Origin of the sequence: Litorimonas sp. WD9-15 (assembly GCF_050271975.1) — a bacterium.
Lineage (GTDB): Bacteria > Pseudomonadota > Alphaproteobacteria > Caulobacterales > Maricaulaceae > Litorimonas.
On record NZ_CP189850.1, the window covers coordinates 2344004 to 2368473 of the forward strand.

The 24470-nt window shown below is 52.0% G+C and carries 26 protein-coding genes and 2 tRNA genes; 11 read left to right on the forward strand and 17 right to left on the reverse strand.

The annotated features are described in order from the left end of the window. Positions 1-56 precede the first annotated feature (56 nt). Positions 57-584 carry a TIGR02281 family clan AA aspartic protease gene (locus ACP9M6_RS10950; protein ID WP_427451054.1) on the forward strand — a complete coding sequence of 176 codons (528 nt, stop codon included), beginning with the start codon at positions 57-59 and terminating at the stop codon, positions 582-584. On the opposite strand, the gene ACP9M6_RS10955 is transcribed toward ACP9M6_RS10950, so the two are convergent. The 4 genes from ACP9M6_RS10955 to ACP9M6_RS10970 form a co-directional block, all read right to left on the reverse strand. Continuing rightward, positions 581-1429, reverse strand: coding sequence for a sulfite exporter TauE/SafE family protein (locus ACP9M6_RS10955; protein ID WP_427451056.1), 849 nt, complete (start codon positions 1427-1429; stop codon positions 581-583). The two genes, ACP9M6_RS10950 and ACP9M6_RS10955, sit on opposite strands and share 4 nt — an antisense overlap. After that, positions 1430-2413, reverse strand: a complete 984-nt coding sequence (gene dusA, locus ACP9M6_RS10960) for a tRNA dihydrouridine(20/20a) synthase DusA (RefSeq protein WP_427451057.1) — start codon at positions 2411-2413, stop codon at positions 1430-1432. It lies immediately after the preceding gene. Between the two features lie 77 nt (positions 2414-2490). Then, positions 2491-2567, reverse strand: a tRNA-Asp gene (locus ACP9M6_RS10965). A gap of 72 nt (positions 2568-2639) precedes the next feature. Further along, on the reverse strand, positions 2640-3005 hold the full coding sequence (locus tag ACP9M6_RS10970) for an MmcQ/YjbR family DNA-binding protein (protein ID WP_427451059.1): 366 nt from the start codon (positions 3003-3005) through the stop codon (positions 2640-2642). 83 nt (positions 3006-3088) lie between these two features. Between ACP9M6_RS10970 and ACP9M6_RS10975 the strand changes: the two genes are divergently transcribed. Next, positions 3089-3164: transfer RNA gene (locus tag ACP9M6_RS10975), tRNA-Val, on the forward strand. 220 nt (positions 3165-3384) lie between these two features. After that, the gene (locus ACP9M6_RS10980) at positions 3385-3855 is read left to right on the forward strand and encodes a hypothetical protein (RefSeq protein WP_427451061.1); all 471 of its coding nucleotides are present in this window, start codon (positions 3385-3387) and stop codon (positions 3853-3855) included. Between the two features lie 2 nt (positions 3856-3857). Here ACP9M6_RS10980 and ACP9M6_RS10985 read toward each other — a convergent pair whose 3' ends face one another. Both ACP9M6_RS10985 and ACP9M6_RS10990 read right to left on the reverse strand, forming a co-directional pair. Next, positions 3858-5696, reverse strand: a complete 1839-nt coding sequence (locus tag ACP9M6_RS10985) for an adenylate/guanylate cyclase domain-containing protein (RefSeq protein WP_427451062.1) — start codon at positions 5694-5696, stop codon at positions 3858-3860. Positions 5697-5752: 56 nt separating this feature from the next. Beyond that, entirely contained in the window at positions 5753-6607 is an 855-nt protein-coding gene (locus ACP9M6_RS10990) for a Crp/Fnr family transcriptional regulator (protein WP_427451064.1), read from the reverse strand. Here ACP9M6_RS10990 and ACP9M6_RS10995 point away from each other — a divergent pair. The 3 genes from ACP9M6_RS10995 (at position 6606) to ACP9M6_RS11005 (ending at position 9409) form a co-directional block, all read left to right on the forward strand. Further along, on the forward strand, positions 6606-6788 hold the full coding sequence (locus ACP9M6_RS10995; protein ID WP_427451066.1) for a hypothetical protein: 183 nt from the start codon (positions 6606-6608) through the stop codon (positions 6786-6788). The genes ACP9M6_RS10990 and ACP9M6_RS10995 overlap by 2 nt on opposite strands. Before the next feature lie 39 nt (positions 6789-6827). Beyond that, positions 6828-8951: a TonB-dependent receptor gene (locus ACP9M6_RS11000; RefSeq protein ID WP_427451068.1), complete on the forward strand. Its 2124-nt coding sequence runs from the start codon at positions 6828-6830 to the stop codon at positions 8949-8951. Between the two features lie 83 nt (positions 8952-9034). Continuing rightward, positions 9035-9409, forward strand: a complete 375-nt coding sequence (locus tag ACP9M6_RS11005; RefSeq protein ID WP_427451069.1) for a hypothetical protein — start codon at positions 9035-9037, stop codon at positions 9407-9409. Here ACP9M6_RS11005 and lon read toward each other — a convergent pair. The 5 genes from lon to ACP9M6_RS11030 form a co-directional block, all read right to left on the reverse strand. After that, positions 9406-11808: an endopeptidase La gene (lon, locus tag ACP9M6_RS11010; RefSeq protein WP_427451071.1), complete on the reverse strand. Its 2403-nt coding sequence runs from the start codon at positions 11806-11808 to the stop codon at positions 9406-9408. The two genes, ACP9M6_RS11005 and lon, sit on opposite strands and share 4 nt — an antisense overlap. A gap of 139 nt (positions 11809-11947) precedes the next feature. Next, on the reverse strand, positions 11948-13213 hold the full coding sequence (clpX, locus tag ACP9M6_RS11015) for an ATP-dependent Clp protease ATP-binding subunit ClpX (protein ID WP_427451073.1): 1266 nt from the start codon (positions 13211-13213) through the stop codon (positions 11948-11950). A 183-nt stretch (positions 13214-13396) separates the two neighbouring features. Next, positions 13397-14014 (reverse strand): ATP-dependent Clp protease proteolytic subunit, encoded by a 618-nt coding sequence (locus ACP9M6_RS11020; RefSeq protein ID WP_427451075.1) that lies wholly within the window; start codon positions 14012-14014, stop codon positions 13397-13399. Positions 14015-14957: 943 nt separating this feature from the next. Next, positions 14958-15986: an aspartate-semialdehyde dehydrogenase gene (locus ACP9M6_RS11025; RefSeq protein WP_427451076.1), complete on the reverse strand. Its 1029-nt coding sequence runs from the start codon at positions 15984-15986 to the stop codon at positions 14958-14960. 69 nt (positions 15987-16055) lie between these two features. After that, complete coding sequence (locus ACP9M6_RS11030) at positions 16056-16382, reverse strand: hypothetical protein (RefSeq protein ID WP_427451077.1); 327 nt, start codon at positions 16380-16382, stop codon at positions 16056-16058. A gap of 49 nt (positions 16383-16431) precedes the next feature. On the opposite strand from ACP9M6_RS11030, the gene ACP9M6_RS11035 reads away from it, so the two are divergent. Then, positions 16432-16896, forward strand: coding sequence for a hypothetical protein (locus ACP9M6_RS11035; protein WP_427451078.1), 465 nt, complete (start codon positions 16432-16434; stop codon positions 16894-16896). Next, complete coding sequence (locus tag ACP9M6_RS11040; RefSeq protein ID WP_427451079.1) at positions 16889-17350, forward strand: hypothetical protein; 462 nt, start codon at positions 16889-16891, stop codon at positions 17348-17350. Before ACP9M6_RS11035 ends, ACP9M6_RS11040 begins: the two co-directional genes overlap by 8 nt. On the opposite strand, the gene ACP9M6_RS11045 is transcribed toward ACP9M6_RS11040, so the two are convergent. Beyond that, positions 17347-17943 carry a DUF2799 domain-containing protein gene (locus ACP9M6_RS11045; RefSeq protein WP_427451081.1) on the reverse strand — a complete coding sequence of 199 codons (597 nt, stop codon included), beginning with the start codon at positions 17941-17943 and terminating at the stop codon, positions 17347-17349. The two genes, ACP9M6_RS11040 and ACP9M6_RS11045, sit on opposite strands and share 4 nt — an antisense overlap. Before the next feature lie 123 nt (positions 17944-18066). Between ACP9M6_RS11045 and ACP9M6_RS11050 the strand changes: the two genes are divergently transcribed. From ACP9M6_RS11050 to ACP9M6_RS11060, 3 genes are all read left to right on the forward strand, one after another. Then, positions 18067-19083 carry a patatin-like phospholipase family protein gene (locus ACP9M6_RS11050; protein WP_427451083.1) on the forward strand — a complete coding sequence of 339 codons (1017 nt, stop codon included), beginning with the start codon at positions 18067-18069 and terminating at the stop codon, positions 19081-19083. A gap of 101 nt (positions 19084-19184) precedes the next feature. Next, complete coding sequence (locus ACP9M6_RS11055; protein WP_427451085.1) at positions 19185-20534, forward strand: hypothetical protein; 1350 nt, start codon at positions 19185-19187, stop codon at positions 20532-20534. Positions 20535-20583: 49 nt separating this feature from the next. Further along, entirely contained in the window at positions 20584-21135 is a 552-nt protein-coding gene (locus tag ACP9M6_RS11060) for a hypothetical protein (RefSeq protein ID WP_427451087.1), read from the forward strand. Here ACP9M6_RS11060 and ACP9M6_RS11065 read toward each other — a convergent pair. The 5 genes from ACP9M6_RS11065 to ACP9M6_RS11085 form a co-directional block, all read right to left on the reverse strand. Continuing rightward, positions 21132-21656 carry a gamma carbonic anhydrase family protein gene (locus ACP9M6_RS11065; protein WP_427451089.1) on the reverse strand — a complete coding sequence of 175 codons (525 nt, stop codon included), beginning with the start codon at positions 21654-21656 and terminating at the stop codon, positions 21132-21134. The two genes, ACP9M6_RS11060 and ACP9M6_RS11065, sit on opposite strands and share 4 nt — an antisense overlap. Beyond that, positions 21656-21871, reverse strand: a complete 216-nt coding sequence (locus ACP9M6_RS11070; protein ID WP_427451090.1) for a DUF3126 family protein — start codon at positions 21869-21871, stop codon at positions 21656-21658. The genes ACP9M6_RS11065 and ACP9M6_RS11070 overlap by 1 nt, the downstream gene beginning before the upstream one ends. Before the next feature lie 2 nt (positions 21872-21873). Continuing rightward, the gene (cysE, locus tag ACP9M6_RS11075; protein WP_427451092.1) at positions 21874-22698 is read right to left on the reverse strand and encodes a serine O-acetyltransferase; all 825 of its coding nucleotides are present in this window, start codon (positions 22696-22698) and stop codon (positions 21874-21876) included. Between the two features lie 92 nt (positions 22699-22790). Then, the gene (queF, locus tag ACP9M6_RS11080) at positions 22791-23249 is read right to left on the reverse strand and encodes a preQ(1) synthase (protein ID WP_427451094.1); all 459 of its coding nucleotides are present in this window, start codon (positions 23247-23249) and stop codon (positions 22791-22793) included. A gap of 10 nt (positions 23250-23259) precedes the next feature. Next, entirely contained in the window at positions 23260-24426 is a 1167-nt protein-coding gene (locus tag ACP9M6_RS11085; protein WP_427451096.1) for an acyltransferase family protein, read from the reverse strand. Between the last annotated feature and the right edge of the window lie 44 nt (positions 24427-24470).

The following is a 24470-nucleotide window of genomic DNA, read 5'->3' on the forward strand; positions in this document are numbered from 1 at the left end:
AAATATTGGCACATAGCCTTAAAGTCTTTTCAAATATTTCCAGATAAAGAAAGATCATGCTGACAAAGACCGCAATTAACGCAGTAACCATTATCGCCGTCTGTGCGGCGGGGGTGTTCTATCTGAATAACCGCTCAGCTGACATTCCGGTTCCAGCCCCTGCACCTGTTGTCGAAGCGCCTGTGAAAGCCGCGCCGAAAGTTCGTCAATCAGCATCTGTTCTCTCTATCCCCAAGGACCCGCGTTCCGGGCAATATCATTTTACGGGGCGTGTAAATTCCGGGTCTGTAAAATTTCTAGTCGATACTGGAGCTTCGGCCATCGCCCTCACGCTCAATGATGCCCGGAAGGCCGGAATTGATCTCAATCGTTTACAATATAATGTTCCCGTCTCAACAGCAGGCGGCATAAATTATGCGGCGGCTGTTCGACTGGACCGCGTGAGCTTGGGTGGAATTACTTTGCGCGATGTCGATGCACTCGTGCTTCGAGAGGGACTTGATATATCCCTCCTCGGCATGACGTGGTTGGGGCAATTGCAGGAAGTAAAAGCTACGCCCAGCGCGTTACTCTTGCGGCTTTAAAACAAGCCGGCCTTTCGCGCCATATTCAGCGCCACCAACGCAAGGCATATCCCGAAAACCCGCCTCAAGACTATAGCATCTAAACGATGGGCGAGCTTCGCGCCTAACGGTACAAATGGCCAAGCCGCCAGAGTGATGAGTGCAAATCCCAAGAGATTGACATAGCCGAGCGATCCCGCCGGACGATCAGAAATGCCCCATCCGCTGACAATAAAGCCCAGTGTTGCCGGAACCGCGATGAACAAGCCAAAGGCCGCCGCCGTGCCAATCGCGCGATGAATGGGTGTTCCGCAGATTGCAAGGAGCGGAACCGACAGCGATCCACCGCCAATCCCCATGAGGGATGAGAGAATGCCAACACCGCCGCCTGCAATCAGAGGGGCTGGTCCTTTGGGCACTGAGTCGCGAAGTTGAAAGCTTGGGCGTCCAAAGATGAACTGCAACGCGACGACGAAGGCAATGACGGCGAACAATATTGTCAACGCAGCGCTGGATAATTTCGGCGCGATCCAAACGGCGGCGATAAAGGCGCCAACACCAATCCAGAGTGCGTAACTTTGCCACCACCGCCTACCCGGCCAAACGAGTGACATATCGACAGCACCGCGCGCATGGTGGGCGCGCGTTGAACGGGTCGCATTCAGGATGATCACAGCCGCCGAGGTCGCGACGGCGCAATGCATGACAACTGACTCAGGTACACCTAATTCTGTAAAAGCGTAGAATAATGCCGGTACCATGACGGCTCCACCGCCAATCCCGAACAGCCCCGACGTCAGTCCTGCAACGACCCCGACAGCTGTCAGCGCGAGCATTAATGGCCAGAATTGCAGAAGCTCTGTCAATTAAGCGGCTTGCGCGGCAGTGTGCATGGCGGTCAAGCCTTCGCGTAACACATCTGAGGGCTTTAGCTTTTGCCCTAAACCCTCGGAGAGCGTTCGCCGCCAAAGCCTTGCGCCCGGCTGTCCCGCGAAGAGCCCCATCACGTGTCGGATTAAGGCTTTGGTGGAGCGATCTGTGTCCTCGCGGCTTACGGCGTAACGGATGAGTCGGTCTGCGATATCCAGACGGGACACATTAAATGCGGGACCGTCGAACCACTGCTGATCCACCTCTGTCAAAATCCACGGCGTGTTATAGGCCGCCCGCCCAAACATGACACCGTCTAGCGTATCGCCAGCAATCTCTGCCGCATGGGAGACATCGGTCAATTGACCATTCACGATGATCTCCAAGTCTGGAAACTTCACTTTCATGGCGTGGACGAGGTCATAATCAATGGGAGGGATGGTGCGGTTATCTTTCGGAGACAGACCTTTCAGCCAAGCCTTACGCGCATGGATAATGAAAGTTTTGCACCCCGCACCCGCGACCGTTTCAATGAAGCCCGGCAATGTCGCGTGGACATCCTGATCATCAATCCCCAATCGACATTTGACCGTGATCTCTGTCTCACTCGCGCTGGACATCGCTGTGAAACACTCCGCTACCAAACCCGGCTCCGCCATCAGGCACGCACCGAATCGTCCGGCCTGCACGCGGTCAGAGGGGCAACCCACATTCAGGTTTATTTCATCATAGCCATAACCCGCGCCAATCTCCGTCGCTTTTGCAAGCTTCTGCGGATCACTCCCGCCAATTTGAAGGGCAACAGGATGTTCTTCGGGGTTATAGCCGAGCAACCAATCGCGATGACCATGAATCATGGCATCCGCGACCACCATTTCAGTGTAAAGACGCGTCTGGACGGATAATTGACGGTGGAACCACCGGCAATGCCGGTCCGTCCAATCCATCATAGGCGCAACGCTGACGTGATAATCTCTCATATTCACAGGCCTTAAACGCAAAACGCCCCGAACAAAAGTCCGAGGCGTTTGAGTATCTATTTCCATTTCCGGAGAAATGGCGCGAGTGACGGGACTCGAACCCGCGGCCTCTGGCGTGACAGGCCAGCGCTCTAACCAACTGAGCTACACCCGCTAAGATGTGAGGGGCTATTAGCGATGGGTTTTCGTAGCGTCAACGCGCAATCCACCTGATTTCAAAATTTTATCAGCCTTTTTTTGGGGCCTGCTCCAATGCTTCCCTCACGCGCTTGGGCAGAGTCGGAAAAACTGTGTCATAGGAGTCACGGAGGCGCTCCAAAACATCGTCCGATTCGAGGGTACCCAGCTGCAACTCCATCCAGTTGCCGCGCTTCAAATGGCAGGGCTGGCGTGCAACGCCGACTTCAATCAGCATCGCATAAGTCTCCGGTGTTGGGGCTTTAACCGTGAGACGGTCATCGCCAGGACGAAGAATCGCAAACATCTTGAAACTATCCGGCGTGCCAACCTTGAATACATGCGCACCCCTCCATTGCTCGGTCATAAATCCGCCCGGCAGTGAGCGTGCATATTGAGAGATAAGAGCGTCCATGTATTTTCTCTCCTTTTGAAGGCATAGACGAATTGCAACGCGGTAGAAAAGCCGTATAAGCCTCATCAGTTCGCAAATGCGACGGGCGGTTAGCTCAGCTGGTAGAGCATCTCGTTTACACCGAGAGGGTCAGCGGTTCGAACCCGTTACCGCCCACCATTTCTTGATCCATCACATGCTTTCATTCTGTCCGCGGGTGTTGTTCTCGTTTTAACACAACTGCCGAATGAATCCTTCTGGTTTTCTTAACTCAAGAGCGCGGTTTGGAGAACTGCTTCAACAAGTGACCTAAGTAACAGACTTGGAGTCTGAATTTTTGCTAAGCCTAATTTGTCAATTAGACACACGCATACTGCGACCCAGACCTAAGGAGACCACCATGGCAGACTTTTCAGACAATTTGTTTTTAGCGCTCGCTAAAACTGCAGACGACCATAACCTGCTTACCACCGATGAATTTAGCCTAAAGGGTACGGAGTTCGAAAATGCAGATTTTGGTGACGGAGTGAAAGATATCGAAGGGTTTAAAAACGCTCTCTTTATGATTTTCATGCTCAGAGCCCGCAGGCACATGCAAAGTCCGGAATATTCTGCGCAGAGTAAAAAATATAAACGAACGCATACATGTTTTGGTATGACAATTATCGATGATGACTTTCATGGCTCAGGTCAAAGCTTCGTGCCTTCTTTCGAGAACAAAACAATATTGGGGGGCATTGGTGAGAGATTAGATGGGTATTACTTAGAAAATGAGTCCCTTTCAAAAATCGCCAATGCACTCTTCACCCAAGGACCGGACGGAGAAGCGCCCTTGGCCAGACTTGCCTGCACTCAACCTCGACAAAACTAGATCTAATCGGGACAGGTCGATGATCGAGGGGACTGTGGTTTATAAACGAAGCCACAGTTCAAATCCGTAATCTTGGCTCTGGTTTTTGGACCAATACCAGAGTCAATTTTCTCATTGTAAATACCTTGCGCAGACGAGACATAGTCGCAGGCCTGCATATCATTTCCTTCGGCTTTTTCCGCCATCGCCAATCCGAGTGTGTTGAGAAACTGGATGTTTACAATACCTTCCCGATTGGCAACGTCCAAGCCTTCACGAAACGACATCTTAGCCGCATCCCAGTCCTCCAATGCAAGGAATACCTGCCCCAAGTAATAGTCCGCCTCAGGTATAGAGTGATTGCGTTCCAACTCCACATCAATGCGTCGTTGTTCTTTAAAATGGTCTCTCGCCGAAGGGAGATGATATTTCGCTAATTTAGGATCGTCCTGCGCCTCGCGTAGAGCAATAAGTCCCAGAACATTTCGACTACGGGAAAGATTGGCTAGGTCTTCAATCTGCTTTTGCCCGTCAATGATTGAGGACAGAACCGCTTTAGATTTAAGTAGCTCTGCATTCCCCTCCAATACAATTCCAAGTTCCGTATGATATTGGGACCAGAGCGCATCCCTGTCCCGACCTTGCATGTCCGTTTCATAGAACTCTAGAATATTTAGAGCCGACCCAATTTCGCGTTTGAGATAGTGATTAAAGGCCAAATCCATTTCCAGACGCATATATTGTTCCGTTCCAGGTGGAACATTTTGCAGAGCCATCTTATATCGTGCCCTTGCATCACAAACACGCCCGACTGTGTCATAGGATTTCCCCAGATTTCGCTGTGCGAATACATCTTTCGGAGACAATGCGACAATTCTCTCATAGACCTCAACGGATCGCTGCGGATTCATCTTGAATGAAAGCGCCCCAATCTGGTTGAGTATATTCAGGTGATCGGGGTTAGTTTTGTCCAGCGTCGCTAATTCCTCCTCCAGCGCAGATATGGCATCCTCGACATTACCAGCCTCAATCATTGCAAAAACCGCTTTGTCAGAGCTTTGGTTGGAGGCAGCAATATCCTTCAAGACTTGATAGAGATAGGATGCGCCGATCTCGTTTTCGTAGGCGCTTCGTTTTTGATCGTAAAAGATCCTATTTTGAACGGTTTCTACTTTCCGCGACAGCGATTGATCATTCGCTATCATGATGCCTGAGGTCAGAGCCGCCGCGACAGCAAGTCCGACCACACTCACCAAAGCTGTCCGGCCCTGAATCATCCTTCGCATGTGATATAAACGCTGAAATGTCTTTGGCGTTTCGGAATCAATATCAAACGCAAGGATGGATTCGCTAATGTTCTTGAGGGTTAAGTTGCGACGACGGATCTTTCTAAAACTTGTATCTTGGCCCAACATGTTGATCGTTTGAGCGGACGCCAAGATACCATTTCGTCGCGCATTTTCCTGCAAGCGCGCGGCAATATTTACGCCATGACCGAGAATATCTCCGTCGGGCCTGTCAATCACATCGCCAATATGAATACCAATTCTAACGGCCAAATCATTGGCGTGTCCCAAGGTTTTTTGATGGGCGGAAAATGAGGTTTTAAAATCAATTGCAGCCTGAATACCTGACCGCGCACTGGGGAGTTCCGCCAGAAACCCATCTGCTATTCTCTTAAAAACACGCCCCTTATATTGCTCAACAATATTTGCGAAAATTTCAAAGGTCGTATCCGCGAGGTTAATTGTCGAGACTTCATCAATTTCTGATAAAGAGGCGTAATCGCAAATATCCGCGACAATGATTGTCGTGAGTCGTCGATCATCCTGATGCGTTTTTTGATTACCCGTGCTGTCCATCGCGTTTGATGTGCCCCCTGCACATAAGTATCGCCCGCCTCGACTGAATGAGACGACTAGCCGTCTATGTCGCTTAGTTTTTTAAGAGTGTCCAGATTAACAATTTCAACGCGGCCACGAGTTTTCAGAATGGCTCCCCGCGCCTCAAAGACTTGGAGCTTCTCATTCACTTTCTCCCGTGATGCAAAGAGGCGGTCGCTCAACTGTTTTTGCGTCACTTTAATCACGTCTCCCTTCTGCGCCTGAAGCAAGCACAGTAATCGCGCCGTTCTCTGTGACAGGGATTGAGAGACAAGGCTTTCAACCTGATGATTGGAATGCCGGAGCCGGTTGACCAAAACACGCAACAGGCGTTGGCTGAATTCAATATCAGACTTCATGATATTTTGAAAAACGGAACGATTGAGCGCGGCCACCTCTGTCGGTTTCATTACGACAGCATTGGCACTCCGCGGACCATCATCAATCAGTGCAAATTCGCCAAAAATATCACCGTCAATGAGGTGTTTGATCTTTATGACTTTACCGGCGAGGCTGTGCGTCTCAATGGACACCTCCCCCCGGATTATAATGTAGAGCTTTTGCGGATCATCCATTTGATGAAATACATATTGCCCTGCCTCATAAGTTTGCATGTGGACAGCAGCGACACAGGCGGATAGTTTTTCATCCGTTAAAGCACTGAAGAGCCAATGGTTTTTGAGTATATCCAATAACATAGATTGCATCACATGACATGCTGGCCACGGCTTGGCAAACAATCGCAGAATATGAAAATCTCTGATCAGCGCGAGCGCGCTCAGGGACGATCTGCCTTTTTGCGAATTATTCTCAACTTTATACTTGCACATCATTCTCAATCTTCTTAGTGAAAGTTTGTAATTGAGAATAATTCGCAAGAGAGCATACATGATTTTACAAACGCAGGCTTCAATACTCACCCGGCTGATGACGACAGATTGTCGAACGGATCGGGCTGAATTTATTGATGCTGTGCAGGATGCACTCGTCATGGCGCGTGAATCCTCCCTCAAACCAATTGACCCCGCTACGATCAGTAATGACCGCACAACCCTGAAACACCACCGCTGAAGATCAGCTAAAAAGACAAATAATTAAAAGACAAATAAAATGAAACACACCAACTCGACCAGCATCGCGACACTCATACTGGCGCTCTCCACCCCTTTTATGGCCCAAGCCGAAGACCTGCCGCCTGAGGACATCGTAATTGCAACGGCGCAATATCTTCAATCTGACCGCGTGAACGCCCTGAAAACGCCGACACCGATTATCGACGTCCCGCAGAGCCTCTCCATCATTACGGCAGACGAAATCGCGGTTCGCGGCTTTAACTCCATCGGCCAGATCATAGATTACACGCCGGGCGTGAATACATCACAAGGTGAAGGTCACCGTGATGCGATCGTCTTTCGTGGGGTCCGCTCTACGGCAGACTTCTTCATCGATGGTGTCCGGGATGATGTTCAATATTACCGCCCGCTCTATAATCTGGAACAGGTCGAAGTCCTGCGCGGACCGAACGCATTACTCTTCGGTCGGGGCGGCACAGGTGGCGTGCTAAACCGTGTCACAAAAAAAGGCGTCCTCGGCGAGAGCTTCACCGGATATCAAGCCAGCATCGACACATTCGGTGCTATTGCCGGACAGATCGACACGAATTTTGACGTCAGTGATACAGCCGCCATTCGCGTGAATGCACTCTATGAAAATCTCAGCAATCACCGCGATTTCTTTGATGGGGATCGTTACGGCTTTAATCCGACAGCACGAGTCGAACTTACGCCCGATACGGTGCTGGACCTGTCCTATGAATATGCGGACCATTCGCGTTTCATTGATCGTGGTATCCCGACGGCGAATGGGAATCTGGATAATAGCCTCAACAATCCCGGCCGCCCCGTTGAAGCGTTTGAAGACATTACATTCGGAGATGATCAGGAGAATTTCCTGGACCTTGAAGCTCATTTGTTCCGGGCCTCTGTTCAGCATCAATTCAGTGAAAGCTTGAAAGGTAATTTCAGCGCATTTTACGGGGACTATGACAAAGTCTATTCAAACTTCTACGCCTCTGGCTACAGCCCTGAAACGGACCCGAATGTCGTGACCTTAGACGGCTATATTGACACGACAGAGCGCCAGAACTTCATCCTCTCCAGCAACTTGATTGGCGAATTCGATACGGGCAATTTCCACCACACAATTGTGACCGGTGCGGAATATATCGACACGTCATCCGACCAAAACCGTTTCAATTCGTTTTTTGACACTACAGAAGATGACAATGAGATATTCAACATCGCGCGCCCCCTTAATTTACGAAACGGCGTTGGCGTAAATGCATCAGGCGTAACAACGACGAATGATTTCACGGCTGACCTGAATGATGACACACGCGTCGGCGTTGAAGTCTTCTCGGCCTATATCCAAGACGAGATCGCGATTTCAGATATGCTCGATATTATCGTTGGCGCCCGATTTGATAGCTTTGATATTGATGTCTTCAATGTTCCTGCCAATGAAACACGGACGCGAAAGGATGAAGAGTTCTCACCCCGCCTCGGCCTCGTCTTCAAACCGCAGGAAAATATCTCACTTTACGGTAGCTATAGCGAGAGCTTCCAGCCCCGCAGTGGTGAGCAATTTGCCAATATTAATGGTGACAATAATCAGCTTGATCCGAACGTCTTCACAAACTTGGAAGCCGGCCTGAAATGGGATTTCATTCGCGGCCTCAGCTTCACAGCCGCCATCTTCGATATTGAGCAGGAATCCCCAAGTCTGGCCGAAGACGGAGAAAGTTTCGATATCGTCGAAACGAGTGTGAACGGATTTGAAGTGCAGCTTCAGGGTCAACTGACAGAGGATTGGTTCGTCACAGCTGGCTATAGTTATCTGGACGGCGAACAGGCCGGCGGTGATCTACGTCCGCGCGAATTGCCTGAGAACACATTCTCACTCTGGAGCAATTACCAGGTCACAGAACAATTCGGCCTCGGAGCTGGCCTGACCTATCAGGATGAAAGCTTCATCAATAATGGAAATACGGCCATTCTGCCGAGCTATACCCGTTTCGACGCGGCGGCCTATTACGACGTCTCAGACGCACTCCGCCTTCAGGTCAATGTTGAGAACCTGACGGATGAACTCTATTTTCCAAATGCCCACGCCACACATCAGGCGACCGTCGGGGCACCGTTAAATGCGAAATTTACCGTGAGCGGGCGGTTCTAAGTTTTTCAAATCCGCCCCGAAACACATGAGATATTGTTAAGATAAGTCCCCTACCCTTCTTCCTAATTGAATTGGGGGCTTACGTGACGGTTAAGAGGTTCATTATTTTCATTCTGCTTTGGTCAATCCTACCGCTTATGGCGGTCAGTGATCTGGGCGGGATTGTTGGCTTTATCCTCATCTGGGTCGTCATCATGTTCGCCATTCCGGTCATGGCATTTGTCCAATTGGTCGGACCTGAATCAATATGGGCAAAAGTGGTTCCAGCGACGATTGGCGGCCTCATCGCCGCCTTTATTCTCTATGCCTTATTGAAACAGATCATTGGCACCATTATCGCTTTCTCACGCAAGGATATGATGCGGGCGCGGCGTAAATTCGTTTACGGCTACGCGATGGCCACATGTATTGCCACATCACTGCTCTGCCTCTTCTCACTCGCGAGGCAGTGGCCCTAATGTGCCGCTGACCCACCCTCCGGCATTTGCACGCCTGACGTTCCCATGATGAGGCCGGCTAATTGGGCCTCATCAGATGAGGTCCATTTAACTGGCTTAATCTTAGCCGTGAGCGCATGTTCGAGGACTTCACTGACATGGGTCACTGGAATGATTTCGAGCGCGTTTTTCACATTATCCGGAATATCAGCGAGGTCTTTTTTATTGTCGATTGGGATGAGGACTGTTTTCACACCGCCGCGCAGTGCCGCGAGGAGTTTCTCCTTCAATCCGCCAATCGGCATTACTCGCCCGCGTAGAGTCACCTCACCCGTCATGGCGATGTCATTCCGCACAGGAATTTGAGTGAGTACAGAGACCATAGCCGTCACCATGGCGATACCCGCACTGGGGCCGTCTTTTGGCGTGGCGCCGTCCGGAACATGGACATGGATATCGTTGGAACGGAATTTACGCGGGGAAATGCCGAGTTCCGGAGCCTTGGCCTGAACGTATGAATTCGCCGCAGAAATCGACTCTTTCATAACGTCTTTCAGGTTGCCCGTGACCGTGACTTTACCTTTGCCCGGCATGGAGAGCGCCTCAATCGTAAGGAGGTCACCGCCGACAGAGGTCCAAGCCAACCCCGTCACAACGCCGACCTGATCGTCCGCATCTGTCTTGCCAAAGCGGAATTTCTTCACGCCGAGCAGATCGTCCAGCATATCCGCCGTCACGTCAATCTTATCTGTTTCTTTAGACACAATCCGCTTGAGCACTTTCCGCGCCAATGACGCGATCTCGCGTTTCAATCCGCGCACACCAGCCTCGCGGGTATAATAGCGGATGACGTCGCGCAGCGCCTCTTCAGACAGCGAAAACTCGTAATCTTTCAGACCATGTCCTTTCGTCTGCTCAGGAATAAGATGCCGCTTAGCGATCTCGACTTTTTCGTCTTCCGTATATCCCGGAATGCGAATGATCTCCATCCGGTCGAGGAGCGGTTGCGCCATATTCAGGCTGTTGGCCGTTGTTATGAACATGACATCGGACAGATCGTAATCCACGTCCAGATAGTGATCATTGAACGTATCATTCTGTTCAGGGTCAAGCACTTCGAGGAGCGCCGCTGACGGGTCGCCGCGATGGTCTTGTCCCATCTTGTCGATCTCATCAAACAGGAAGAGTGGGTTGTTATATTTCGCTTTTTTCATCGACTGGATGATACGGCCCGGCATGGAGCCGATATAGGTCCGGCGATGACCACGAATCTCAGATTCATCCCGCACACCGCCCAAGGAGACACGCACGAACTCACGCCCCGTTGCACGGGCGACGGATTTACCGAGTGATGTTTTACCCACACCAGGCGGCCCAACAAGACAGAGGATCGGCCCCTTTACCTTCTTCGTGCGCGTTTGCACGGCCAGGAATTCAATGATGCGGTCTTTGACCTTGTCGAGACCGTAATGATCCGCGTCGAGAATTTCCTGCGCCTTGGCGAGATCACGCTGAACGCGCTTTTTCTTGCCCCACGGGACAGACAGCATCCAATCGATATAGTTGCGCGAGACATTCGCCTCGGCGCTCATGGGTGACATTTTCTGGAGACGGGAGAGTTCTTTATCGACTTTCTCGCGCGCCTGTTTTGTCAGCTTCGTCTTCTCAACCGTCTCGCGGATTTCAGCCATCTCATCGGGTGTGTCATTCCCCAACTCTTTGTTGATCGCCTTCATCTGCTCATTCAGATAATATTCGCGCTGTGTCTTTTCCATCTGGCGTTTGACGCGTCCACGGATTTTCTTTTCGACTTTCAGTACAGACGCTTCGCCGTCGAGCAGTTCTAGAATCTGCGCGAGTCGGTCGCCGATTTCCGTGGAGTCGAGCAAGGCCTGCTTCCGCTCAATATCTGCACCCAAATGTACGGCGACAATATCGGAGAGTTTGGACGGGTCGGTTGTTTCGGTCACAGAGGTAATGACCTCATCCGCGACTTTTTTGTTCAACTTGCCATAAGAGGCAAAACCCTCGCGGACCTGTTTCGCCATCGCGGTAACATGGTCTTTATCCGCAGACTCGCTAGGATTAACGGTCACAACGGCGTCCATGAACACGTCAGATTTCACATCAGAAACAGACGCGCGGTCCTGCCCTTCGACGAGCACACGAACCGTTCCATCGGGGAGTTTCAGGAGTTGCAGGATCTTTGCGACACAGCCGCGCTCATGCAAATCCTCAACCGTCGGGTCATCCGTGGCGGAATCGCGTTGCGTCAACAGAAGAATACGCTTCTCCGCCCGCATAACCTCTTCCAGCGCCGCAATAGACTTTTCACGCCCGACAAAGAGCGGGACGACCATATGCGGGAACACAACAATGTCGCGCAGCGGCAAAATAGGAAGGCGGGTCTGATCAGTCATTTAAAACAATACCTTAAATCTGTGTTCACTCCAGATGTGGGAAGTCGCGAAGGTTACAACAACCCCGAATGTGATGTGAATACGAACAAAAACGGGGACCAAGAGGCCCCCGCGTCATTTTGTTCAGATTTTGTGCAGCTTAAGCGGATTTATCGGCCGGCTTTGAAGTTTTCGCGTGAACCAGTAACGGCTCCGCATTCCCCTCAACAACTTCCTCATTGATCACAACTTCTTCCACACCTTCATAAGTTGGCAGGTCAAACATAGAATCCAGCAGGATGCCTTCCATAATAGATCGAAGTCCCCGCGCACCAGTTTTACGCGCGAGCGCCTTCTTCGCGATAGCTTTCAGCGCATCATCCGTGAAGGTCAGCTTCACATTCTCCATATCAAACAGCGTCTGATATTGCTTCACCAGCGCGTTGCGCGGCTGGGTCAGGATTGTCACGAGTGCATCCGCATCCAAATCAGTCAACGTTGCGATGACCGGCAAACGACCAACAAATTCAGGGATCAGGCCAAAACGCGTCAAATCCGCAGGTTCAACACCTTGTAGGATGTCACCCACACCGCGCTCATCAATTTCTTTAACGTCGCCGCCAAAACCAATGGAGGCTTTATCATCGCGACTGGAAATCACCTTATCCAATCCGGCAAAGGCACCACCGACAACAAAGAGAATGTTCGTGGTATCGACTTGGAGAAATTCCTGTTGTGGATGTTTCCGGCCACCCTGAGGCGGCACAGACGCAACCGTACCCTCCATAATTTTCAGAAGCGCTTGCTGCACGCCCTCACCCGACACATCGCGTGTGATGGACGGATTATCGGACTTGCGAGAAATCTTATCGACCTCATCAATATAGACAATTCCGCGCTGCGCCCGTTCGACATTATAATCAGACGCTTGGAGCAATTTCAGAATGATGTTCTCAACATCCTCACCGACATATCCCGCCTCTGTCAATGTCGTCGCATCCGCCATTGTGAATGGGACGTCCAGAATACGAGCCAGTGTCTGCGCGAGAAGCGTTTTACCGCAACCCGTCGGCCCGACGAGTAGGATATTGGACTTTGCCAATTCCACATCGGGATTAGACGTCGCGTGGTTCAGACGCTTGTAATGGTTGTGGACGGCGACGGACAAGACACGTTTCGCATAAGCCTGACCGATAACGTAATCGTCGAGGGTCTGCGTAATTTCCTGTGGTGTCGGCACACCTTCTTGAGTCTTCGCAAGAGAGCCTTTGCCCTCTTCCTTAATAATATCCATGCAGAGTTCGACGCATTCATCGCAGATGAACACGGTCGGACCCGCGATGAGTTTGCGAACTTCGTGCTGGGACTTACCGCAGAAAGAGCAGTAGAGCGTATTTTTGCTGTCGCCACCTGTCGTCTTGCTCATAGTCTTATCTTTTAACCTTCGTTCCCTTCGGGCCGAATGCAGGACCGAAAATGGTCATTGCAAGTCGGATGCCGTTTTGTCCCCGTCTTATGCGGGAGTCGAAACCCGACTCTCGCATAAAATTCTTAAGGTCAGGCTTACACACGTTTTCTTTTATGTGAAAAGCCTGACTTACAGTTAAGCTTAGGCTTCACCGCGCTTGCTGTAAACATGGTCGACAATGCCGAAATCTTTGGCTTCTTCGGCGCTCATGAAATGGTCACGGTCAAGTGTCTTCTCAATCGTCGCGTATTTATTGCCCGTATGTTTGACATAGATTTCATTAAGGCGCTTTTTCATCGCGAGGATATCCTTGGCGTGACGCTCAATATCGGACGCCTGACCGCGGAAACCGCCAGATGGCTGATGCACCATGACGCGTGCATTTGGCAGGGCGACGCGCATGTCGGCTTCGCCTGCGGCCAGCAGGAGTGAGCCCATGGAACAGGCTTGACCGATACAAACGGTGGAAACCGGGCATTTGATATATTGCATCGTATCGTAAATCGCCATGCCAGCCGTCACAACGCCGCCGGGGGAGTTGATATACATGCTGATTTCTTTCTTCGGATTCTCGGATTCAAGGAACAAAAGCTGTGAGGTAATCAGCGACGCCATGCCATCTTCGACAACGCCCGTCAGAAAGATGATACGATCTTTCAAAAGGCGGGAGAAAATATCAAAGGCGCGTTCACCACGGGACGTCTGTTCGACGACCATCGGAACGAGGTTCATAAGAGTATCTTGGGGGTCGTGCATCATGTGCGGGTCCTTAAGCGGAGGGTGAGCGGCGAATCAGTGAGAATACACTGCGCCGGAAAACATTGACGCTATATTGAGATTGCAGGCGAATGTTTCAAGTTGCGTGTTGGAAATGGTATGTGGTTGGGTGGCGGCAAAAGGAAGCGAGTGGAGGCAATCCACGTTTATGAACAGATGTATCCTCGTTTTCGTAATTTTTTGCTCTTCTTGAATCATAAACCAATGTCACCCCGCACCAGCCCATAGGGCGCAGATGCGGGGCCTAACGTTTTCAGGGCTTTAGGTTAGGTTTGCAGACGGTAGGTCCCGCATCTGCGCTTGGCTTCGTGCGGGATGACAATTGTTATTTGACGCAAATTTTGGCGGCCAATCCTCTTTTATAAAGAGAATGATCCTCACTTATTGAACCTGTGTCATATTCAAGCTGTTCTTTCAGACACGGGACAGATTAGCGCTTTCTGATCGGTCTGAAAGACGGTGGGGTTGAGCAGCTTGGATTTAAGCCCCAAGCCTGTGCCGGACCTATCACTGTTCGAGAGCCGACCGGCAGGTCGGGCTTGGTGCATCGTATTGACAACACGATGAGCTGGGTCAGGCACTGACTTCGGGGGCATAATACGGGCCGTCGTGATACAAACCACCGCCGCAGGGTCACACCCGCGTAAAACAGAGTTATTATCTTCGGTATTCCGTCGCGAGTATCGACCCTGCGGGCTGTCCCGCTTATTATTAGAGTGTCTCGCTGACCCCAAGATGGGCAGTCGCAGCCTTCGCTTGGTTTAAGCCCACACCCCTAACCTAAAATTTGTCATCGTCCGACCTGATCGGACGATCCATGCGCATGACTATCGTTTCAAACGGATTTCCAAGTATCATCCGCCACCCGAATGCGAATTGATCCCCCGGTCGAGCCGGAGGATGACATCACTCAAGAAAGGAGGACCTAGTTAGACTTCGGATTACGTGGCAATTTCCGGTTCGCCAGCAATTCCGCGATCTGCACCGTGTTCAGGGCCGCGCCCTTTCGTAGGTTGTCGGACACACACCACAGGTTCAGCGTATTGTCCTGCGTGCTGTCTTCGCGGATGCGGGAGATATAAGTCGCGTAATCGCCGACACATTCGATGGGCGTGACGTAGACTTCCTCTTCCGGTTTATCGACGACCATGATGCCAGGGCTTTCGCGCAGGAGTGCGCGAGCTTCGTCGGCGGAAATTTCGTTTTCAAACTCAATATTCAAGCTCTCGGAATGACCGACGAAAACGGGCACACGGACACAGGTGGCGGAGACCTTGATCTTCGGGTCGAGGATTTTCTTCGTCTCGGCCTTCATCTTCCATTCTTCCTTCGTGTCACCACCGTCCATGAAGACGTCAATTTGCGGGATCACGTTAAAGGCGATTTGTTTTGTGAAGTTCACAGGCGGGAATTCATCGTTGGAATAAATGCCCTTAGTCTGCAGCCAAAGCTCATCCATCGCCTTCTTCCCACCGCCGGAGACGGATTGATAGGTCGAGACAACGACACGTTTGATCTTGGCACGATCGTGCAAGGGCTTCAGCGCGACGACCATTTGAATGGTGGAGCAGTTCGGATTGGCGATGATGCCTTTTTTAAAATCCATAACCTGATCGGCATTCACTTCCGGGACGATCAATGGAACGTCAGGGTCCATCCGCCAAGCAGAGGAATTATCAATGACGATACAGCCCGCCTCCGCAATCTTTAGCGACCAGACTTTGGAGACGTCACCGCCCGCGCTCATCAATGCGATGTCGACTGTTGTGAAGTCAAATGTATCGAGGTCTTCGCATTTGATGTCCTTGTCACCAAAGCTCAGCTCTCGACCCACGGATTTGCGGGAGGCCAACGCGTGAACCGCATCAATTTCAATATCGCTCTCGGCCAGAATCGTGAGCATTTCAGTCCCCACATTGCCAGTGGCGCCGACGACGGCAAAACGATAGCCCATGATAATCTCCTGATCTCTATTCTGGAAAAGCGTGCGGCCTTTACGCCGTTAATGGGCCGTTCGCAAGCACTAGGAACGCTTGCGCATTCGCAGCCAGACGGAGAACGCGATCAGGGCAACAAAGCCAACACCCGCAACTTCCAATTTGGTCCAGCCAAAGAGCCACGGCACCGTCCAACTCTGCATCCCCTCGCCCATATCCGGCGCGCCGTTAATCATCACGGCGCCTATGAACACGGCGAACAGTGCGAGCAGGCCCATCATGGCGAACATGCCATTATAAAAGCGAGAATCCGCGCGTTGCTTTGCCGCGCGGCGGTCTTGGATTCGTTGATAGCGAGAAACACGACGCTCCCGCGGGATGTAAGGTTTATGATCGTCTGGCGTCTCGGTCATGGAGAAATCCTAACATGGAAAAAACGGATTTCCATGTTAAAGCACATTCATGAGGTCAAACATCACAAAATTGTTTCTACTCGCCGGACTGGTCTTCGCCTTGCCGGCTTATGGATTTGGACCCGACGACTATATGCCGGATGTCTCCGTCGAAGACCCGCTAGCCGAGGCGGAATTGATAGATGTGTTTAGCGGTCAGACCCATCGCGGAACGTACACATTCCTCAGCCGCGACATCACGACATTTGCATTTCAGGAAACAACTAAAGCCGATGGCGGCGTGGTCCACGTGCAACAGAATAAAACGGATACGGGACAATGGTCAATTTCCGGCAATATCATCTGCTATGATTATGATGACCCGCGACTTCTCCAAGCCTGTTTCAATATTTATGCGCGAGGCAATTGCTACTATCACTATCAGGTCAGTGTTCAGGGGCGGTCGAAATATGGATTCACCGCACGTTCCGTCATTGCGGGAGAAACACCGAGTTGCGAGCCGAGCCTTGTTTAGGGCCGCCCTCCTCTCGCTCGTCCTACTCATGCCGGCCCTCGCCACCGCGCAATCGCAGGATACGGATATCCGTCCCTTTGCCAATCAACTGGACGGAGAGCAGATCAAAACCGTGTTCTCCGATGTCACGATGGACGGCGCTTATAATTTTGGTCGAAACGGGAAAGCGCAATCTTTTTATATTGAAAAACACAGGCCTGACGGGACGCTGACATATGAGGAAGACGGCGATGTTCAACCCGGGCGATGGTTTGTTCGCAAAAATACGCTTTGCTTTATGTACCCGTCTGAGCGGATGTCCGGCGGCTGTTTCCGGGTCTATCAGGTCAAGAACTGCTTCTATTTCTACTCTGATCGCCTCCGCCTCAGAGCGGACGAACTGAATACGGATTTCTGGACAGCCCGTGCCGTACGCGAGGGTGAGCCCCCGAATTGCGAAGCCGCCATTAGCTAATAGGGCGAGGTTTGAAGCTGGCGCTTCGGCCACCCCTCCACCCGTTCAAAAGCGCGCACATCAATCCGCGCGTCGTCCAATTCCCGCGACAGGCGCTTCCGTTTCTTCCGCAAACGCTTGGCCTCATCAGCTGGAAGCGTTTCATCGAGGAGGCGCTCACTCACATTATCAAAGGCTTTCAGAATGTCGTCATATTCCTCAATCAGGCTCTCATATTCGGACCGAATAATATAGCTCGCATAGCCATCCCGATGACCGTCAACATAATCATCCGCTCCAATCGCCAGACATTCTTCCTTCGGGGAATTGCCATTATCGCCCGTCGAAAACCCTTTATCATAAGAGCAATAGAGCGGCAGCCCCTGATCATATCCGAGGCGATATTCGCTCGCATTCGCCGCAATTCCGTATTTCGCGCAGGTTTCGGCGATGTCCGCAAAATGCCCGCGCGACTTTCCGTTGCGCCCGTCCTTGTAGCCCAGCGCTTCCCAGCTTCCCGCGATACAGGTTTCCTCTGAGACCGTAGCACAGCCGGATATCGCGGTCATCGCCAAGCTTGCTGCGACTGCCAGTAAGATCGATTTACGTGTCATATTGCCCTCCAATTTTTGCCTACCCTACATTTGCAGGCTGAGCCACGCCTGAAAATTACGTTCATTCTCGGCTCATAATCTGTCGGGCTTGCGAAAGGTCACGCGATTGTCCAAGACAAAACCATGAGAATTGAACCCGGAAAACTTGGAACTGGCCAGCGCGCCCCCCTCGGCCTTGCGCTTGGAGGCGGCGTGGCGCGGGGTTGGGCGCATATCGGCGCAATGCGAGCTTTGATAGAAGCAGGTATTCGCCCGGATATTATCGCGGGCACCTCCATCGGCGCGATTGTTGGCGCAGCTTATCTCGCGGGGAAACTAGATGTTCTGGAGAAATGGGCGCGATCGCTCAACCGTCGCAAAATGATGGGTTACATGGATGTCCGCTGGGGCGGGTCCGGATTTATGCGCGGGGAAAGGCTGGCCCGTGTGCTGAACCATTATATGGGGGATGTGAATATTGAGGATTTGGACCGAAAATTCGCCGCCGTCGCCTGTGACCTGCGAACAGGTTACGAGGTTTGGCTGCAACGCGGCCCCGTCGTGCCCGCCATACGCGCCTCCTACGCCCTGCCCGGTGCGTTCGAGCCGGTGAAAGTTGACGGGCGGTTCATGATTGACGGTGCGCTCGTCAATCCCGTTCCCGTTTCCGCTTGCAGAGCATTAGGCGCTCACATGGTCATCGCGATCAGTCTAAACGGGGACGCCTTCGGGCCAATGGGCTCCAGCCATGAGATCGATATGGATGAAGTCGACGGGGAGATGGATCATGCCGATCCGTTCGAGCTCGCCTCGCAAAGTCTGAACAAATTACGGCCGGACCGCCTACTTCTGAAATCCATGGTCGGCGAAGTGAAACCCGGCAAGTCGCCGAAAATCGGCTCCGTCATGATGGGTACGTTGAACATCGTCATGGACCGGATCTCACGCTCACGCCTCGCAGGTGACCCGCCGGATGTCTTCGTTGCGCCGCGTATCGGCCATATCGGCATGTTGGAATTCACGAAAGCGGACGAATTAATCGAGCGTGGCTACGCCGCAATGCAGCACGAAATCCCGCTTATCCGGTCTGTCATGGACGTCTTGTCGCAAATGCCGTCTGCCACAGCTGTTGAGCAGAACGATAGGCCGAGTAAAACCTAAAGGCGTTTGATTCTCGCCAGTTGAGTCTGTTGCGGGCCCACTCTACCCCTCAGGGGTGTACGCAATCGCGATTATGGCAGTTTCATGACAATCGTTATTTTATGCCGAATCCGCATCAAAATGCGCCTCAATATATGGGGGCCAATGACAATTCCCCCGCTTGGGTGATGGAACCGAGGGCGCGTGCGGCTGCACCGAACCCGTTTCAGCGTCAAAAGACAAAATCGATAAAACCGGGAAAATTCGCACCACTCTACCCACTTCTTACCGTGCTCGCTCTTACAGGCCTGTTCTTCTGGGAAGCTCCAACAGATACTCTGAGATCAGCAGCAGGTTTGATGAGCTTTATTGGATTAGTCTGGGCCGGATTTTGCAAGCGCGTGGAGGCTTGGCGAAGCCGGGAGTTCACATTACTCACCGTGATTGGGGCGGGTTTCCTCGCACTTTTCGGGACAGCGGCTCTTGCTGGCATATCTCTCAACACAATTGACATGGCCATGATTGTAGCGTGTCTGAGCTTGGCAATCGCGGTCATGTATAAATCTGCGCCCGCTCTACTGACCAGCGTCTTTGCCACAACGCTTTGGCTTTTCGCGTTTATTCCGGCCCTAAATATGATGTTTGGATTGGGAGAATCCAACTCCTTCGGCTGGACAATGCTCTTACCCATATTGCTAGTCGGACAAATCATACTCTCATCGAAATTACAAAATACGGCCTGCCTCGCCGTCAGCTTATTGGCGTCATATGGTTGGATTGCGTGGCTGGGCGTGACCGCCAATATCCCGGTCACAGCCTTGGCAGGATTGGGCTTTGCCATCGGTGTTGCGCATCATCGCATTGGAAAATCACTCAAGGATGAAAATCGCTTCGGCGCGGCTTGGCAGAGTTGGCTCGGCGTCATCGCAGCTTTAGGCGCCGCACTCTTCCTCCAATCTATCTGGCTAAACCCTGACATGGGCCAAGCTATTCCAGGGTGGATGCCAACGCAGATTTGGTGGGCCGGTTTAGGTGTCACGACACTCGCGTTGTTCATCGCCTCGCTCCAGCGATATAAGAATTCCCGTATCACGCTGTCCGGAATATTTATTCTCAGCGCCGCAACACTCATCCTACCGATTGTTTCCATCAGACCTGATTTAGTACGGGACGTTTTTGCAGCCATTCCCGGCCTCGGGGCTGCACCTGGATTCGGTTTAATCATTGGCGCAGCGATCATGGCCGCAGGTTTGGCCTGGATTACAAATGGGCTTCGACGCTTGAAATTATTCAATGTGATAATCGGGGCCGCCCTCGTCGGTATCCAAGGTATCGTTTTACTCGCGCCCGGACGGGCAAATTTGGACCTCGGCATCGTCTTCATCTGCAGCCTAATTGCAGCACTCTGTATTGGTGGCTTGGTCGCGGGCGCGTCACTCGACCATTCACGACCTGCACGACGGTCCAGCTAGGCGACGACAAGCACTAGGGGAAATAGTCGAATCAGCGCTAAGAGAGCGCATGCAGACCGACACAAGACAGCCGCAGCCAAATTCTTCCGCCCGCCAATGGTTTGTGCAAGTCGATGATCAACCTTACGGGCCTTTTGATGATCAAATGCTCTGGTCATTTATGTGCGAAGGCCGGGTCAATCCGCAATCTCTTATCAGTCAAACCGCGAGTTCGGGGTTTCGACCGGTTTCCGCCGATCCAGCCTTGATGAATTGGTTGTCGCAAGTTCCCTCAGCTGCACCTGCAGAACTGAACCCGGAACCAAAGCCAAAGCCCGCCCCGACTGTTTTCATGATTATGGCCGAGGTCCGGTCAGGTCGAGGGATGGACCTCATCCAAACGCTACAAGGGCTTGGACACGTTCAGCGCATCGGCGATGCGGTCTGGCTCCTCGGTGCAGAAGCAACAGCAGAGGACGTGCGAAATGTGCTGAGCCAGCCGCTCGGCTCGAATGACCGTCTCTTCGTCTTGGATAGTTTTGCCAACGAAACGGCATGGTTCAATCTCTCGCCCGATATGGACGGACAGATCGCCGCTCTTTGGAACATAAAGCGGGATTAGTCGACGCGTTTCAAACCTTCGCGGAACCGTTTGGAATTCGCGACATAGACTTGCGAGCCCATCATCACATGCGCGGCTTGCTCATCCGTCAAAGTTTTCACGACTTTTCCGGGTGATCCCATCACGACGGAATTATCAGGAATAACTTTGCCTTCTGTGATGAGCGCATGCGCGCCGATCAGGCAATTATTCCCGATGGTCGCACCGTTCAAAATCGTCGCGCCAATCCCGACCAGACTCCCATTGCCAATCGTGCATCCGTGAATCATTGCGAGATGTCCGACTGTCACGTCCTCGCCAATCGTCAGCGGTGAACCGGGGTCCGAATGGCAGACGGCGCCGTCCTGAATATTGGACCGCAAGCCGATCGTGATCGTCTCATTATCGCCGCGCACGGTCGCGCCGAACCAGACGGAACTGCCCTCCGCCATAACCACATTCCCGACAACTGCCGCGTTCTCAGCGACCCATGCGCTTTCGTGCAAGTCGGGTGTTTTATCGTCGAGGGAATAGACAGCCATTAAGCTTCGTCCAAATCCACTTGCAGGATCGAGATATTCAGGTCGTAGGAGATATCGTCCTTATCCTCATCATCGATGTAAAGAAGACCGAGAATCTCGTCATCCAGATAGACCTCGACGCTATCTTGGACTTTACGAGGCTTGATTGTGAGGTTTTCCGTCGAAAACCGTTTACGCAAATAGGCTTGCACCTGTGAAATCTGTTGAGCTGTCATGTCTAATTATCCTCTAAAGTCTGGTCCATTGAACTGGCGGGGTTGCCACAGCAAGGGCCGCCAACGGGTTTGGCGGGGACACCCGCCACTGTGCAATTATCATCCACGGGTTTAAGCACGACGGAGCCCGCCGCGATTTTCGCGCCATCACCAATCCTGATATTTCCGAGAACAGACGCATTTGCACCGATGAGCACGCGGTCACCGATTTTCGGGTGGCGGTCTTCCTCGGCCTTGCCGGTCCCGCCGAGCGTGACACCCTGCAGAATCGAACAGTCATCGCCGACAGTCGCCGTCTCACCCATGACGAAACCCGTCGCATGGTCGAGCATAACGCCGCAGCCAATTTTCGCCGCTGGGTTGATGTCAACACCGAACAATTCCGAACTACGATTTTGTAGATGGAACGCGACGAGATCACGACCTTCATTGAGCAGGGCATGCGCAAAGCGGTGTGTTTGGATGGCCATGAAACCTTTGAAATAAAGAAAACATTGCAGATGGCTGTGACAGGCCGGGTCACGATCTTTCACCGCTTCCAAGTCCCGCGCGACGCAAGCAATGAGGCCTGCATCCGTATCCAAGGCCTCGCTGAGAACATTTCGCATTTTCAGTGCAGAAAAATCAGATGTGGCGAGTTTTTCTGAAAGGTGATTGATCAACGCACCTCCGAGATTATCTTGATCCAAGATGGTCGCGTGCAGCAAGGAAGACATCGCAACTTCGCGCGCAGCATAGGCCGTCGCTTCCTGTTGCAAGGCCGTCCAGACACAGACGTCTTTCGTGTCTGTGCAATCGTCCATATTGCTAAAAATCAAGCTGGGCATGAGCAGGCTTTCGGTCGTTAGATTTACAATGTAGGGGGCAGAGCGCCCGAACCCAAGCAAAAACCCTGAACAGTCGTCTTACAAAATTATGATTACCCGCGCCCGCGATAGGGCGGCACGCCCTGATCCGGTATCCAAAGACCTTCCGGAGCTTTGCCGAATTGATAGAATACATCAATCGGAATACCGCCACGTGGATACCAATAGCCGCCAATACGAAGCCATGTTGGTGAAATTTCCTTGACCAAACGTTGGCCAATACCCGTCGTGCAGGCTTCGTGAAAATCCCCGTGATTGCGAAAGCTACCCAAGAAAAGTTTAAACGCCTTGCTCTCGACAATCCATTCATCGGGGCAATAATCCACGACCAGGTGAGCGAAATCCGGTTGTCCTGTGACGGGGCAGATTGATGTGAATTCCGGCGCAACAAGACGCACCATATAAGGCTCATTACACGGGTTTTTCACGCGTTCCAGCACAGCCTCATCCGGGCTTTGCGGCAGGCCTTTCATTTGGCCGAGTTGGTCGAGCTTATCGTAACGGTCTGACATGGCGCGGCGATTAAACCGAAGGCTCCGTCTTCGCAACCCGCTTCTGCGGTAACTGAAGGGCCCGAAGCCACCGACCGCCGGGTTTTTCGACAAATCGCCATGTCAGGTGAGAAACAACCAAAACAACGCAGAGATATATACCCAGCCAAAAATCTCCCGCCCAACCCGTTGGCAACTCTCCCAACCCGCGTTTCAAAACTATCCCGAATGCGAAGGCGATAATGACATGCGTCATGTAAACGGAATAGGAAATCTTCGCGAGATAGAGGAAAATCGGCCGAGACATAAAACGAGATATCAAGCCGCCATCAAAGGCGAAGAGAAGGATGAAACTAAAAATAATTGGTCCGACCAAGAACTGAAGCTTCCCCCCGCAATAAATCACAAAAGCCGTACCCAGCAGGACCATCGTAATCTCCAGGGCCGTGAAACCTTTCACTGATAATTTCCTAAGATAGGGCCGCAAATACGCAAAACTGGCTGCCGCCAACACGCCCGAAAAGAAGCCCGCCAGACAGCGCCAGAATCCCAGATCATAAGTGATATTCAAATTGGGCCGAACACGCGAAAGCGCGAAATAAATTAGGGAAACCAGAAGCGCCATGATAACGAAATGCCAGAACTTGCTCGGCCGACACCATAAAACCACGCCGACGAAAACAAGGTAGGTCCAGAACTCTGCACCAATCGTCCAGCTGGGGGGATTAAAAGTGAGCGCCTCCTCAAACCCGAACGCATGGGTCAGGGTAAGGTGCTGCAACAGCGACCCCCAGTTCTCAATACTGCCTGTCTCAAATGGCAGAATTTCTCCGGGTGTCGTCTCCGCAATGCCGATTTTATGCGCGACGAGACGTAAAATCGCAAACCCGACGAAAACTGCCAGCATAAAAACATGCAATGGATAGAGTCGCGCAAACCGCCGCTTCATAAATTGTAAAGCACCGGCAGGACCCTGCAACTTTTTAGAATAGAGACGCCACATCAGGAACCCTGAGAGGGCGAAGAAGAGGTCGATAATCACGGGGCCATTTTCAAAAAACGCCCAACGCTGCGGATGGCTCAACCAGATTGTGTGATAAACCGCGACAAACACGGCCAGCAGCCCACGGAAGCCGTCCAGCGCGGCGTAATATTCCGGTTGTCCGGACTGTGGCTTTATTTCGGCAGGACCGCTCATGCGCGGGACCCTACAAAATTTACGCCAATATCGGGTTAATTCGA

Excerpts from the sequence above, each read along its gene's own strand:
- ACP9M6_RS10950 (WP_427451054.1), top strand. The coding sequence starts at position 57 with ATGCTGACAAAGACCGCAATTAACGCAGTAACCATTATCGCCGTCTGT.
- dusA (WP_427451057.1), bottom strand. The coding sequence starts at position 2,413 with ATGAGAGATTATCACGTCAGCGTTGCGCCTATGATGGATTGGACGGAC.
- ACP9M6_RS10970 (WP_427451059.1), bottom strand. The coding sequence starts at position 3,005 with ATGGACGCTCTTATCTCTCAATATGCACGCTCACTGCCGGGCGGATTT.
- ACP9M6_RS10980 (WP_427451061.1), top strand. The coding sequence starts at position 3,385 with ATGGCAGACTTTTCAGACAATTTGTTTTTAGCGCTCGCTAAAACTGCA.
- ACP9M6_RS10985 (WP_427451062.1), bottom strand. The coding sequence starts at position 5,696 with ATGGACAGCACGGGTAATCAAAAAACGCATCAGGATGATCGACGACTC.
- ACP9M6_RS10995 (WP_427451066.1), top strand. The coding sequence starts at position 6,606 with ATGATTTTACAAACGCAGGCTTCAATACTCACCCGGCTGATGACGACA.
- ACP9M6_RS10990 (WP_427451064.1), bottom strand. The coding sequence starts at position 6,607 with ATGTATGCTCTCTTGCGAATTATTCTCAATTACAAACTTTCACTAAGA.
- ACP9M6_RS11000 (WP_427451068.1), top strand. The coding sequence starts at position 6,828 with ATGAAACACACCAACTCGACCAGCATCGCGACACTCATACTGGCGCTC.
- lon (WP_427451071.1), bottom strand. The coding sequence starts at position 11,808 with ATGACTGATCAGACCCGCCTTCCTATTTTGCCGCTGCGCGACATTGTT.
- clpX (WP_427451073.1), bottom strand. The coding sequence starts at position 13,213 with ATGAGCAAGACGACAGGTGGCGACAGCAAAAATACGCTCTACTGCTCT.
- ACP9M6_RS11020 (WP_427451075.1), bottom strand. The coding sequence starts at position 14,014 with ATGATGCACGACCCCCAAGATACTCTTATGAACCTCGTTCCGATGGTC.
- ACP9M6_RS11025 (WP_427451076.1), bottom strand. The coding sequence starts at position 15,986 with ATGGGCTATCGTTTTGCCGTCGTCGGCGCCACTGGCAATGTGGGGACT.
- ACP9M6_RS11030 (WP_427451077.1), bottom strand. The coding sequence starts at position 16,382 with ATGACCGAGACGCCAGACGATCATAAACCTTACATCCCGCGGGAGCGT.
- ACP9M6_RS11035 (WP_427451078.1), top strand. The coding sequence starts at position 16,432 with ATGAGGTCAAACATCACAAAATTGTTTCTACTCGCCGGACTGGTCTTC.
- ACP9M6_RS11045 (WP_427451081.1), bottom strand. The coding sequence starts at position 17,943 with ATGACACGTAAATCGATCTTACTGGCAGTCGCAGCAAGCTTGGCGATG.
- ACP9M6_RS11050 (WP_427451083.1), top strand. The coding sequence starts at position 18,067 with ATGAGAATTGAACCCGGAAAACTTGGAACTGGCCAGCGCGCCCCCCTC.
- ACP9M6_RS11055 (WP_427451085.1), top strand. The coding sequence starts at position 19,185 with ATGCCGAATCCGCATCAAAATGCGCCTCAATATATGGGGGCCAATGAC.
- ACP9M6_RS11060 (WP_427451087.1), top strand. The coding sequence starts at position 20,584 with ATGCAGACCGACACAAGACAGCCGCAGCCAAATTCTTCCGCCCGCCAA.
- ACP9M6_RS11065 (WP_427451089.1), bottom strand. The coding sequence starts at position 21,656 with ATGGCTGTCTATTCCCTCGACGATAAAACACCCGACTTGCACGAAAGC.
- ACP9M6_RS11070 (WP_427451090.1), bottom strand. The coding sequence starts at position 21,871 with ATGACAGCTCAACAGATTTCACAGGTGCAAGCCTATTTGCGTAAACGG.
- cysE (WP_427451092.1), bottom strand. The coding sequence starts at position 22,698 with ATGCCCAGCTTGATTTTTAGCAATATGGACGATTGCACAGACACGAAA.
- queF (WP_427451094.1), bottom strand. The coding sequence starts at position 23,249 with ATGTCAGACCGTTACGATAAGCTCGACCAACTCGGCCAAATGAAAGGC.
- ACP9M6_RS11085 (WP_427451096.1), bottom strand. The coding sequence starts at position 24,426 with ATGAGCGGTCCTGCCGAAATAAAGCCACAGTCCGGACAACCGGAATAT.